Origin of the sequence: Rufibacter roseolus (assembly GCF_017916365.1) — a bacterium.
Taxonomy (GTDB): domain Bacteria; phylum Bacteroidota; class Bacteroidia; order Cytophagales; family Hymenobacteraceae; genus Nibribacter; species Nibribacter roseolus.
The window spans coordinates 934,780-947,918 of the sequence record NZ_JAFMSU010000003.1 but is presented as its reverse complement, the minus strand read 5'-3'; the positions used below and the strand labels follow the sequence as shown (position 1 = coordinate 947,918).

Genomic DNA, 13,139 nt, shown 5'->3' with positions numbered 1-13,139 from the left:
GTTTTTAAGGTGTTTTTCAGAAACTGGGCCTGAAATGAGCATTGGCTTAGGGTTTATATAGAAGGACGATTGGGGCTGGTTTGCTTATTGGCAGCTGGAAGAAAAGCCTGAAAGAATCAAGAGAATCGACTGAAAAAGGGGCCATAGTGTTCACGTCTGCAAAGCCAGTTTGAGGCTTGCGCCTCACTGAAGTTGAAACCTTCAGCCCATCGTAGGTCCAAGTTGAAAACTTAAACCAGAGAAACCAAAAATTTTGGCCAGGAAACCAAAGACTTGCATCAGGGCAAAACTTAATCAGAAAAATACTTGAACCAGGGGAATCAATGATCAGGGGACTTACAGGCAGAATGAAATAGCCTGAGATAAGGGAGGAAAAAAATATCGTCTTGTTCGTAAAGGGAAACCTGTTTCGGGGCTAATAATCGGAAATCAGCCTCGAAACAGGTTTTGCAATTCTGCTTAAGCCAGGTACTCCTTAAGTCAGGTATTCCACGGAAGTGGTGGCGCGGGAACCGGCATTAAGGTCAATGGTGACGCCCATTACTTTGAGGAACTCCCGGATAAAGGCGGGATGGCCGGGCCAGGCAGGGGAGGTGACCAGGTTGCCGTCTACCACGGCTTCGGTGGCCTCTACCGGAACAAAGGTGCCGCCGGCCAGACTCACTTCTGGCCCAACGGCCGGATAGGCGGTGAGGCGGCGTCCTTCCACCACGCGGGCAGCGGTCAGGATCTGGATGCCGTGGCAAACTGCGGCCAACGGTTTGTCTTTCTCCATGAAATGCTGCACCACCTTCAGCACGCGCTGGTTCAGGCGCAGGTACTCGGGCGCGCGGCCTCCGGCAATCACCAGTCCGGCGTAGTCCTCAGGGTTGACATCCGCGAAAGCGTAGTTTAGTTGAAAGTTATGGCCGGGTTTCTCGGTGTAGGTCTGGTCGCCCTCAAAATCATGGATGGCGGTTTTGATGGTGTCGCCTTTCTTTTTGCCGGGGCACACGGCGTGTACGTCATACCCCACCATGAGCAACATCTGGAAGGGAACCATGGTCTCGTAATCCTCGGCGAAATCGCCGGTGAGGAACAGGATTTTCTTTTTGTTTTCCATAGGATGATGCGTTAAGGATAAAAGAAAAACATTGCCGGTTCTGTTAACCGGCCAGTCAATTGCTACTTCTACCAGCGGCTCGCTCTTATGAAGTTGCGGAGAATTAGGTTAATAGTCAAGAAGTTATATGGGTTTGATAGCATTTTTAGATGTTCCGGGTTAAGATGTGATCTTTCTTAGCCTGCAGTTGAATGGCTCCTCCCTTTTCGGGCGAAGGGAAATTTTAGCATCTTTGGCCTGGTAAATGACCTGTCCTATGAAACGTACTGCCCTGCTTTGCTTCCCTGTTTTTCTGTCGATGGTTTTGGCCGGTTGCTCCAGCAATCCTTACGCCGCTACCAACAAGATCTATAAGAAGCAGGCGAAGGCCTTTGCCAAAACCCTGCGCGCCACGCCGGTCACCAATCCCGGAGAGGATAGCCTCATGCAGGGAGACCAGTGGGTAGGAACCACCAACTTCAACCTCCGGAAACCCAACTTCGTGGTGATTCACCATACGGCGCAGAACTCTACGGAGCAGACGCTGAAGACCTTTACTTTGGCCAGAACCCAGGTGAGCGCCCATTACGTGATTGGCCGCGACGGCAAGGTGTACCACATGCTCAGTGACTATCTGCGGGCTTGGCACGGCGGCGCGGGCAAGTGGGGCAATAACTCAGACCTCAACTCTTCCTCCATCGGGATTGAGCTGGATAACAACGGTTCTGAGCCCTTCGCCGAGGCGCAGATCAACAGCCTCTTGCAGGTGTTGGCTATCCTTAAGAAAACCCACGGTATTCCGGCTGCCAACTTCATCGGGCACTCAGACATCGCGCCCAGCCGCAAGGTAGATCCCAATCCAACTTTCCCCTGGAAGAAGCTCGCCGAGGCCGGTTTTGGGATGTGGTACGATGAGGAGAAGGTGCGCAACTCGGTATTTGAATCCATTATCCCGCCTTACCAGGATTCCACGGTCGTAACTGCAGATAGCATGGCCATTGCCAAAGACAGTATCTCGGCGCCCGTGACCATAGTTCCTCCCGGTGTGGTGGTGGAGGTAGACACTATTCCACTTTCCTTCCAGCCCAAAGATGCCCTCCGCATCATTGGTTACGATGTTAAGAACCTGGACGCGGCCATCAAGGCTTTTAAGCTGCATTTCGTGCAGAAGGAAGTGAACGGCATCCTCACCGACGATGACAAAAAGGTGCTGTACCATCTCTATAAAAAGAGCCTGGAGTAAAAGCCTTAGCCTAAGTTGGAATAGGTCCGAGAATTAAGTCGGTTTTTATTCCTCTGATACTTTTAAAGAGGTAAAGCAGAACTATCCTATCTTAAAAAGTCTCCTCGATCTGTTCCCTGACAGACCGGAAAGTGAACCTTACGAGCAGCTTTTGCCGGGTTAGTCTGTCAGGGGACAGAACAAGGAGAGAGGGTAAAAGCCAAAGAGAAAGAAGGAAGCAGAATGCCTGTGTATCTGGGTATTGCGAAGAAAAACCTTATATTGGCGCAGAGATTTGCTCCTGTGGCTCATGGAGTTGCCGTTTTTAACCTGTTTCTCAGAAAAGAGCGCCTAAACAAGTGCACAACTTCGGGAAAGCCAACACTTTCCCGTAACTTTGGGCGTTTTTGAGAAAGCGGGTTTTGCGCCCGTGAATAGCCGCATGCCAGAAATAAAAAAGATAAAACCCCCGCGTACCAAATACCATAAATGGATCAGAACCCTCTGGAAGACCTTCGTCTTCGGGGTATTGTTCATCGTCCTTTACTTTGTTGCCGTTGACCTGAACCTGTTGTACCTGTTTGGGGAATCACCGGGGCTGGACGACCTGGAGAACCCAAGAAACAACCTGCCTTCTGAGATCTATACGTCAGATGGTTTGCTGGTGGGCCGGTATTTCCGGGAGAACCGCGACCTGGTGCCGTATGACAGCATTGCACCCGTGATGGTGAAAGCGCTGGTGGCTACTGAGGATGAGCGTTTCTATGAGCACCAGGGCATTGACCCTATCTCAGTGCTGGCGGCCGTGAAAGACAACCTCAAAGGTGATTCCCGCGGGGCCTCCACGCTTACCCAGCAGTTAGCCAAAAACCTCTATAAAACGCGTACCAAGAACACCAAAGGCATTTTGGGGCACGTGCCGCTGGTGTCTACGGTGGTGGCCAAAACCAAGGAGTGGAATACCTCCATTAAACTGGAGCAGCGCTACACCAAAGACGAGATCCTGGGCATGTACCTGAATACCGTTGATTTCGGGAGCAACGCCTTCGGGATCAAGGTGGCCGCTAAGACCTTCTTCTCTACCACGCCAGACAAGCTGAAACCCGAGGAAGCCGCCATGCTGGTGGGTGTGCTGAAAGCGCCCACTACCTACAACCCACGGTTCAACCCCAAGAACGCAGTGGCCCGCCGTAATGTGGTGCTGCAGCAGATGGCCCGTAACCAGGTAATCACCCAGGCCGAGGCAGATTCTTTGTCCCAACTTCCAATTGAGTTGAAATACCACGTGGAACAGCACCTGGACGGAGTTCCGGCCTATTACCGGCAGGCGGTGAACGAGTTTGTGCGCAACTGGGCCGAGGAAAAGGAACTGGACATCTACGCCGATGGCCTCAAGATCTACCTCACCATTGACTCACGCATGCAGCGCCTGGCCGAGGAAGCCCTGCAGGAGAAGATGAAGACCTTGCAGAACCGGTTTGAAGGTCACTGGCGTGGGAAAAACCCGTGGGTAGATGACCAGAACAATGAGATTCCGGGCTTCATTGAGAATGCCATCAAGCGCACCGGCGTGTACGCGTCTTTGAAAGCCAAATACGAAGACGATACCGTTTCTATTAACCGGGAACTGAATACGCCCAAGAAAATGACGGTCTTCAGCTGGAAAGGGCCTAAAGAGATGACCATGAGCTCTATGGACTCGCTGCGGTATTACAAGCGTTTTCTGCGGGCCGGCATGATGACCATGGATCCTTTCACCGGGCACATCAAGGCCTGGGTGGGCGGTATTGACTACGAGAACTTTAAATACGACCACGTAAAGCAGGCCAAGCGCCAGCCGGGTTCCACGTTTAAGCCTTTTGTGTACGCCGCCGCCATTGATGGAGGTTACTCACCCTGCGACAGGATTCAGGACAAGCGCGTGACCATTAAATACGTAGAGAACGGCAAACCCATGGAGTGGACCCCGCATAACGCCAGCTACTCCATTTCCGGGCAGAACATGACCCTGCGCCATGCCATGGGCCGGTCCATCAATACCGTGACTGCGCAACTGACCGAGGCCATTGGCTGGGAGACCGTGCGTAGATTCGCCCGCCAGCTGGGGATCACAAGCCCGCTGGAGGCGGTGCCTTCCATTGGTTTGGGTTCATCAGACGTGAGCATCTATGAAATGGTGAATGCCTACAGCACTTTTGTGAACAACGGCTTCCTGAACAAACCCATGCTGGTGATGCGCATAGAAGACCGCAACGGCAACGTGGTGGAGCAGTTCAATCCGCAGCAGAAGCGGGTGATCTCAGAAGAAACCGCTTTCCTGATGGTGCACATGCTCAAAGGCACCATGGAAGAACCGGGCGGTACCTCACAGGCCTTATGGGAGTACGACCTCTGGAAAAAAGGAAACCAGATTGGCGGTAAAACCGGAACCACCTCCAATCACTCAGACGGCTGGTACATGGGCGTGACCAAAGACTTGGTAACAGGCGTTTGGGTAGGAGGGGAAGACCGCAGTATCCACTTCCGGACCTCGGCTACGGGTGAAGGCTCTAAAACCGCGCTGCCCATTTTTGGCCGGTTCATGGAGAAGGTGTACCGTGATCCTAACCTGGGAGTTAAGCTGGGGACTTTCCCTAAACCCAAAGTGAAAATCAACAAGACTTATAACTGCATCACGCCAGCGCCTCCCCGCAGACCAAAAGTGGTAGATACCACTGCCGTAGACACCATGCTGGAGCAGCTGAATGATAGTATCTCCTCTCAGTTTTAAGCGACCCTGGCTTAGGCTTTAGAAGACTTAAGGAAGAATGCCGAAAGCCCCACAGGAAAGACCATACGCTTTCCTGTGGGGCTTTCGGCTTTAAGGCAGGTTTGGTGCCTGTAAAAGCTTTGTTTCTTCTATGGTGTCAAAAAGTTGTGTTCAGATGCTTTGGTAAATGCCGCTGATGGTAAGCGATGCTGTTTTCTACCCTCCGGGGCAGCCATTACCAAAGTACGGGAGGGAGGAAAGAATTACCTGCGAGTGGTCAGATGAGAATCAAGCTAAAGGCAGGAGCCATTAAGCCATAAGCCGTTTTTGCCTTGTTTTTGTTATTTCAGACTGAAAACGCTTTTATCCTCGTCTTCTGGGATAGAGAATTCTGTATGTCTCTTCACGCGCTGGTTTGTAGCCCGACTCCTATTCCATCCACCTCTCCCAAACGAGTAAGCCTGCATCCTTCCTCAAGCCGCCAAGCCTTTTTGTTTTCTGATACAGAAGCAAGAAAGGCCTGCGAAAAGATGTTGGTTTAACCTTATTAAAAATCTTTAAAATACATAATTGTCTAATTCTGCGTCCTTGTGCTGTAGTCTGCAAATCCTTGTAAAAAGCTGCTTTTAGGCCTATGCTTCTTATTATCAATACTTTATATATATAATTGGTATATATATTAAAATAATATAATTCTGAATAAAATTATAGAACGCCCTAATGGTAAAATAGAGGTCTCATCTTCAAAGTATTAGCCTGCCTGAAAAGGTGCTCATAAAATCCAAATTTCTCGGAAAATTAGTGGCACCCCTACGAGAATAGCATAAATAAGGTTTAACTTCTTTATATAAGATTTAGCTTTTGTTTGAAAAGTTATATTTTGCTTGTTGCGTGGTTTTGTTTCAGTGCATAATTTTGGATTATCTAAAAGTAGAGAGAATTGTACTCTTTATGATGGTTTCACTTAACTCTTATGCGGTATATACGATAACTACTTGATATAAACCCTATTTAATCCTGGCTTAAAATGGAAATAACGAGGTTATTGATACAAAAGCTAGGTTGAGGGATGCAGAGGTTTAACTTGCAATTGTGTTTTTTCTATCTAAACTAAATTTTACTATAGCTTAGTATTAGGCTTGCATACTAGTAGAATTGTTTTATGTATTGAATAAGTCCACTTTGTAAAAACAGCCCTGTATTTCACATCGCAGGTAATGCGAGGGCTCTCACTTCACTTTATTTACCTCTAATAAGCCTAATTAATTCATAATTAGAGGTTTAAAGCCGCGTCTGAATTGTAATAAGTCTTCATGCTCCCCCCTTCATGGATTCTACCTGATTTTTCTACCTACCACGCGCCCATGAACCCTATTAAACCCATTCTTTTAAGCTTATCTATCTTTCTCTCCTGTTTAATTCCCAGAAGTTCTAATGCCCAGACATCCACTGAGGTAAACCTTAAAGTAACTTCCATTGAACCATCCCTAAATACCGGTACAGATTATGCTCCCTGGCTGCTGGATGATCTCAGTAAATTGGTTCAGAATAATTGGACCGCCATCAACAAGCAGTACATAGACGTTGTCCTGAATCTGGAAAGCCGGAGTACCATCTCAAGAGTTTCTCTGTATGATTACCAGGGAACCTTCACCACCAACCCAGCCTACATCTACGCTTTAAAAGGCACCGAGCGGCAACTCCTCGCCACTTTTGACGGAAGAATGTTCCTGCAGTGGGTAGATATCAAACCCAGCACCCTTACCGAGGCAGATGCCATCATCGTCCGGAAGTACGCGAACAACATTCCGCAGAAAGTAAGAATCTACGGTCAGCCCGTAGGTAGCGTCACCAACACCACCCAGTCTACTACGTTGGCCTCAGTGATCACCTTCAACTCACTTCCTGCCAAGAAATACGGCGACGCACCTTTCCTGCTGCAAGCCACCAGTACCAACACGGTTACTCCTCTCAACTTTACCTCTTCCAATACCGCGGTAGCAACCGTGGCTAATACCACCGAGGGCTGGAAGGCCACCATCCTGAAAGCCGGTTCTGCCACCATCACGGCCTCACAACCGGCAGGTAACGGATACGCCGCCGCCACTAACGTGAGCCGGACTTTAAGTGTCTCTACCGTTCCGGCAATCATCACCTTCAATGCTCTGCCTGCCAAGAAAGTGGGAGACGCGCCTTTCACCATCACTGCTACCAGCACCAATACCACCACACCCATCACCTTCACGTCTTCAAACCCTGCAGTGGCCACGGTGGTAAAGACTACCGAGGGTTGGAAAGCAACGATAGTAGGAGCCGGCACCGCCAACATCACCGCCTCGCAGGTAGCGGGTGGCAATTATTCCGCGGCTACCAATGTGACCCGTTCCCTGGTAGTAGGTACCAGCAGTACAACCACTACTACCACTACCACCACAACCCCGGTAACCGGCAATATCCCTTACAAAGGCTACTGGGGTTACCACAAAGACAAAAGCACCCAATACATTGACAAGCTGTTCAACGGTGTGGTGAATGAAACCGTGAGCATGGGTAACGGGGAAATGATGCCTGTGGCAGACGTTGTCCTGAACTTCCCGGATCAGATGGAGGTGGAACTGCAGAGAATCAGCTTCTATGACGGTAGCAATACCATTGCTGCAGGATCTGAGATCCAGACCATTTACGTGGAAAGAGGCACCGGCAAAGAGATTCTGGGCCCTGTCTATAACGGCAGCAAGTACAATGTCTGGGTTGACCATACCCTAACCACTTCCCTCAAGGTAAGTGCCGTTATCCTCCGGAAAAAGAAAGGCGTGAGACTACCAGACGAGATCAAGTTCTACGGTAAATACAAGCCTTATACCCCGCCTACCTTCACCAAGCCCGCTTATCCGCTCAAAAGAATGCTGGGTGTCAACACCTATCCGGCAGATAACTCCAGCACCATTGCCGAGCGACTTGTACAGAAGATTGCCGCCATTGAGCCTTACAAAGTAGTAAGGGATTACGTGGACTGGGGGATTTTGGAAGCCTACGAAGGAACTTACGGCTTTAACCCAACCCTGAAAGGAAGCTGGAAACTGGATGAGATTTACGCTCGCCACAAAGCCAGAGGCAAAGAAGTGCTGGTGTGTATCAAGAACATCCCCGGCTGGATGGTGGCCACGTATCCATCGGCCATTGATGATCATGAAAACGCCCCGATGCCGTACAAAAGCACCTATACCACGGGCACCAACTACTTCAACGCGAACTACAACGCCGATAAACTGAAGCCTGCTTCCTACATCAAGATCGCCAAGCTTGCCTTCCAGTTTGCCGCCCGATACGGATCCAATACCAGCCTGAACCCAACCCTGGTAAAGACCAAAAGCACCGTAAAGATCGGGATGAACCTGATTTCCAAAATGGAGGCCAATAACGAGCCAGACCGTAACTGGAAAGGCCGGGCTGCTAACCAGAACAGTGATGAGTATGCCGCTTACCTGAGCGCGTTCTATGACGGCCACATGGGAACCCTGGGACCTGGCGTGGGCGTGAAAAACGCTGACCCTAACATGAAAGTAGTGGCTGCCGGTATCGCCACCACTAAGACTGGCTTCTACCAGGGTCTTGTGGACTGGTGCAAAAAGAACAGAGGCTACCTGCCCAACGGGAAAGTGAACCTTTGCTTTGATGAGATCAACTACCACGCCTACAACAACAACTTTGATGGCGAGCAGTACGCCGATGGTGTGAGGGTAGGGGTTGCCCCAGAGCTTTCCCTGGCACCGCTTAACATCAACAAATTCCACCAGATGAACCGCGAAATGGTGGGTGACGGTGACATGCCGATCATCATCACCGAGACCGGTTATGACTGGAACAGCAAAACCCAGGGAACGAAAGTTATAGGGGCGAAAGACAAATTTGCGGTGCAGGGCGACTGGATCCTGAGAAGCTCCCTTGATTATGCTATGGCTGGTCTGTCTGGTCTGTATTTCTACCAGCTCTACGACGACGCCAGCGGCTCTATTTACAACACCACGCAATTTGCCACCAGCGGCCACGTAGACCGGAATACCCTGGTGCGCAGACCTGCCGCCGACTACATCGCCCAAGTGGGAACCGAATTCGGGGATTTTGTGCCGGTTAGCCGCCTGAGCTCTGACCCACGCATTGACAAGTACCGAGACGACTCCGGCAAGAACATGTATGCCTGCTGGGTGCCTGATGATGAAGACCGCAGAGTGAACTACACACTTTCTCTGGGGACCGACTCAGCTAGTATCTACACGCCTACAATCGGAAGCAGCACTTTTGCGGTGAAAAAGGTGAAGACAAACCAGGGCAAACTGGCCATTACCGTAACAGAGACCCCAATCTTTGTCCTGGCCACAGGTCCAATGGTAATGACCACCACCAGCAATGCTGTGGAGGAGACTAAAACCGCTGAGCTTGTGCCAACACTGGAGACTAACCTGTCTGTTTACCCCAACCCGTTCAACCAGAACACCACTGTTGAGTTCCTGGTAGCCGAGTCTGGTGAGGCAGTGCTGGATATCTTTGATTCCCAGGGTAAGCTGGTGCGTCACCTCTTTGTAGGAAACGCTGAAGGCGGGGTGCCGCAGGCCATGCAGTTCAACGCTCAGGGCTTGCCAAACGGTGTCTACATTGCACGGTTAACCACCGCTAAGAAGACCATCACCAAGAAGCTCTTGTTAATGAACTAACCTGAGCGGTTGTAAAGCGAGAAAGTCCCCTGAGAATCCGTTTTCAGGGGACTTTCTCTTTTTTGGCTTCTAAACAGCTAAACGTCAGGAGTTGAGATGAAACAGAAACCTCCGTGTTTGTGAAGGATGGAAGGAATTCTTCAGGTAAGGCTACAAAAAGAAATCCCTCAACGGTTTGCACCATTGAGGGATTTCTTTTTTGAGTTATCTGCTACTTAACTGTGCTTGTCATAAAGCGATTCAAGGGCTTCCTGAATGTTGTTGTACTCAAAGGTGAAGCCTGTCTGAAGCACCTTGGTGGCGCTCACGCGGGAACTGTTCAAGACAATCTCGCTCATCTCGCCCAGCATAAGTTTCAGCCCGAAGGCCGGTACGTTGGGGAACACCATGGGCTTATGCATAACCTTGGCCAGGTTACGGGTTAACTGCTCGTTGGTAGCAGGGTTGGGCGCCACAGCATTGTAAACCCCTTCCATCTGGCGGTCTTCAATGGCTTTGATGCACAGGCGGCACAGGTCATCAATATGGATCCAGGACATGTACTGCTTACCAGAGCCCAGCGGGGCGCCAGCCAGCATCTTCACGGGTTTGGCTATCTGCGGGAGCGCCCCGCCCTTGTTGCTGAGCACAATCCCAATCCGGAAGATAACCGTCCTGATGCCCAGGTTATGGACTTGCCAGGAAGCGTGCTCCCACTGTTTGCAAACCTCGGCCAGGAAGTCTGATCCATAGCTGCTTTCCTCCATCATCAAACGGTCACCGGAGTCACCGTAAATCCCTACCGCCGAGGAGCCCAGATACCCTTTTACGTGGTGCTGGGTTTTTTCCAGGTACTGGCAGAGCAGATTAGTGGATTGGATGCGGCTGTTGAGGATTTCCTTTTTGCGGGCCATTGTCCATTTCTCCCCAGAAACGCTGGTACCGGCCAGGTTGATTACGTAGTCAGCGTACCGGATGGCGTTCTCATCAATATAGCCTTTCTGCACATCCCACTTAAAGGTCTTGTAGCGGGCATATTTATTTGGGGTGCGGCTAAGGTGAGCCACTTCATAACCGCTGTCAATCAACATTTCTGACAGCCGTGTTCCCAATAAACCGGTGCCCCCGGCAATCAATATCTTATCTGACATGTTGCGATATCTACGGTCTACGCCCAGACCAACTTATACGGTAAATTGCCTAAATAGGTAGGGCTCATACTAATACAAGAATAGTCACTTGGAAACAAAGCGCAGGCCTGAAAAATTCATCTTTCCTTTCTTCTGCAGACCGCTATTTCTGGCTGCGGATGGCCTGCAGAAACTCCAGCCGGTAGACATCCTGCTCAAACAAACCAGAATACTCAGAGGTGATGGTGCTACTGCTCACGTCATTCACGCCGCGGCTCATCACGCAAAGGTGATCGGCCTCAATGAGTACGGCCACGTTCTCAGACTTGAGCACATCGCGCAGTTCCTGGGCAATCTGGCGGGTAAGGCGCTCCTGCACCTGCGGCCGGCGGCCATAGTACTGCACAATGCGGTTGAGTTTAGACAAGCCAATCACGTGCTCATTGGGGATGTAGGCCACGTGGGCTTTGCCAATGATGGGCACAAAGTGGTGTTCACAGCTGGAGTAAAGGGTAATGTCGCGCTCTACCAGCATCTGGCGGTAGCCGTACTTGTTCTCAAACAGGCGGGCCGCGGGCCGATTCTCGGGGTTAAGGCCGTCAAAGATCTCCTTCACGTACATCTTGGCTACCCGGCGCGGTGTGCCTTTGAGGCTGTCGTCTTGCAGGTCCAGGCCCAAGAGGGTCATAATTTCCCTAAAGTGGTGGGCAATGCCGTCTATTTTCTGTTCATCGGTGAGGTCAAACGCATCTGGGCGCAGCGGCGTGTCTAAAGAACCGGCAAAATGCTCCTCCTCGGGATCTTCCTCGTTCCAGTCCCTTTTATCCATGGTATTCAACAAAGTTTCTTTCAGTTTCAAATAAAGTGATGGACAACGCATAGTTTTCCGGGAGGTGGGGGCGAAGACGCTGCCAGATGACTACGGCGATATTCTCGGCGGTGGGATTCAGGTGTTGAAACTCCTCGGTGTCCAGATTCAGGTTTTTGTGGTCAAATTTATTTAAAATTTCTGCTTTTATGAGAAGACTCAGCTTTTTCATGTCATAGACATAGCCTGTGTCCTGGTCTACCGGGCCGGTAAGCTTTACTATGAGGTCATAGTTATGGCCATGGTAATTAGGGTTGTTGCATAGCCCGAAGACGGTTTTGTTCTGCTCATCGGACCAATTTGGGTTATGGAGCCGGTGGGCAGCATTGAAATTCTCTTTTCGGCAGACGGTCACATTCATAAGGCTGGAAACAGGAGTAGAGGCAATTTAGTTTTCCTTCGGGGTTTTTCTACTATACGTGCACCGTATAAATTTGCTAAGGCTTAAGGACTAATGCGGATAAATGGATTAATTTTGCGGCCGATTTAAAGCAGATAATGAACATGGAAGGCAAACGTACGCGGGAATTAACAGTTGTGTTATTGCTCTTATTTTGGGGAATGGCCACCGCGGCCTGGGCGCAGCGCTCAGCGGTAGAGGAAACCGAGGTGGAGGTGAACGGCATCAGCCGGAAAGGGCAGCGTATCATGATCCAACTGGACAGCAAAGTGGTGGAGAAAGCCTGGGCTACTTTTTTAAAGGAAAAATCCGGAGGGGTGGTGAAAGGGCCTTCTATTCTGCCCACGGCCAAAGCGCAGGCCGGCAAAGGAATCTATGCCGTGGAAAAAGCCCAGCTAGACTCCATCAGCCGCAACCCGCTGCGCATTTTCTCCAAAGTGGAAGCCAATGAGAAGGGCACCCTGCTGTGGTGGTCGCTGGACATGGGCAACGCCTACCTAGGTAAAAAAGAAACACCGCGTGAGTGGGCCAACGGCGCCGCCATGTTGCAGCAATTCGCGCGTAACCTCTACAGACAGGACATTCAGGCGCAGGTTCTGGACGCTGAGAAGGTAGTGACCAATACCCAGGCCAAAGCCGATTTGGTGGTGAATGAGGCCAACGAGATCCAAACCAAAATCACCAGAAACCAGCAGCGCAAACTGGAATTGGAAGCCGCCCTGGCCGCCAATGCCAAGGAACTGGAGCAACTGAACAAAGACGTGCAGCAAAACCTGAAACAGCAGGAAACAAACAAAAAGGAGCTGGAGAACATGCGCCACGCCGTGGAAATTGTCAAAGCCAAGCTGGACAAGATTGACTAACCAAAACATAATAAAGCAAACGGCCGGGCCCGATGTAGCACTTACATCGGGCCCGGCCGTTTTTGGGTAGTTTTTTGGGAATCATGCTTGAAACGGAAATCCTTTGAAGGCCGAGTTTGTCCTCTTGGGAGATTT

8 protein-coding genes are annotated in these 13,139 nt (G+C 50.4%); 4 read left to right on the top strand and 4 right to left on the bottom strand.

Translation table 11 applies throughout. The features are described from left to right. Positions 1 to 475 precede the first annotated feature (475 nt). Positions 476 to 1,102, bottom strand: a complete 627-nt coding sequence (locus J3P35_RS19695; protein WP_210466460.1) for a DJ-1/PfpI family protein — start codon at positions 1,100 to 1,102, stop codon at positions 476 to 478. A gap of 256 nt (positions 1,103 to 1,358) precedes the next feature. On the opposite strand from J3P35_RS19695, the gene J3P35_RS19690 reads away from it, so the two are divergent. The 3 genes from J3P35_RS19690 to J3P35_RS19680 all read left to right on the top strand — a co-directional run bounded on the left by J3P35_RS19690 (position 1,359) and on the right by J3P35_RS19680 (position 9,764). Further along, on the top strand, positions 1,359 to 2,324 hold the full coding sequence (locus J3P35_RS19690) for an N-acetylmuramoyl-L-alanine amidase (protein ID WP_246850372.1): 966 nt from the start codon (positions 1,359 to 1,361) through the stop codon (positions 2,322 to 2,324). A gap of 421 nt (positions 2,325 to 2,745) precedes the next feature. Continuing rightward, positions 2,746 to 5,073, top strand: coding sequence for a penicillin-binding protein 1A (locus tag J3P35_RS19685; RefSeq protein WP_210466459.1), 2,328 nt, complete (start codon positions 2,746 to 2,748; stop codon positions 5,071 to 5,073). A 1,292-nt stretch (positions 5,074 to 6,365) separates the two neighbouring features. After that, positions 6,366 to 9,764 (top strand): T9SS type A sorting domain-containing protein, encoded by a 3,399-nt coding sequence (locus J3P35_RS19680; RefSeq protein WP_210466458.1) that lies wholly within the window; start codon positions 6,366 to 6,368, stop codon positions 9,762 to 9,764. A 215-nt stretch (positions 9,765 to 9,979) separates the two neighbouring features. On the opposite strand, the gene J3P35_RS19675 is transcribed toward J3P35_RS19680, so the two are convergent. From J3P35_RS19675 to J3P35_RS19665, 3 genes are all read right to left on the bottom strand, one after another. Continuing rightward, positions 9,980 to 10,894 (bottom strand): TIGR01777 family oxidoreductase, encoded by a 915-nt coding sequence (locus J3P35_RS19675; protein WP_210466457.1) that lies wholly within the window; start codon positions 10,892 to 10,894, stop codon positions 9,980 to 9,982. A 142-nt stretch (positions 10,895 to 11,036) separates the two neighbouring features. Next, entirely contained in the window at positions 11,037 to 11,702 is a 666-nt protein-coding gene (folE, locus tag J3P35_RS19670) for a GTP cyclohydrolase I FolE (protein WP_210466456.1), read from the bottom strand. Continuing rightward, positions 11,695 to 12,102, bottom strand: coding sequence for a 6-pyruvoyl trahydropterin synthase family protein (locus J3P35_RS19665; RefSeq protein ID WP_210466455.1), 408 nt, complete (start codon positions 12,100 to 12,102; stop codon positions 11,695 to 11,697). Before J3P35_RS19665 ends, folE begins: the two co-directional genes overlap by 8 nt. A 143-nt stretch (positions 12,103 to 12,245) precedes the next feature. Between J3P35_RS19665 and J3P35_RS19660 the strand changes: the two genes are divergently transcribed. Further along, positions 12,246 to 13,004 carry a DNA repair ATPase gene (locus tag J3P35_RS19660; protein ID WP_210466454.1) on the top strand — a complete coding sequence of 253 codons (759 nt, stop codon included), beginning with the start codon at positions 12,246 to 12,248 and terminating at the stop codon, positions 13,002 to 13,004. Positions 13,005 to 13,139 lie beyond the last annotated feature (135 nt).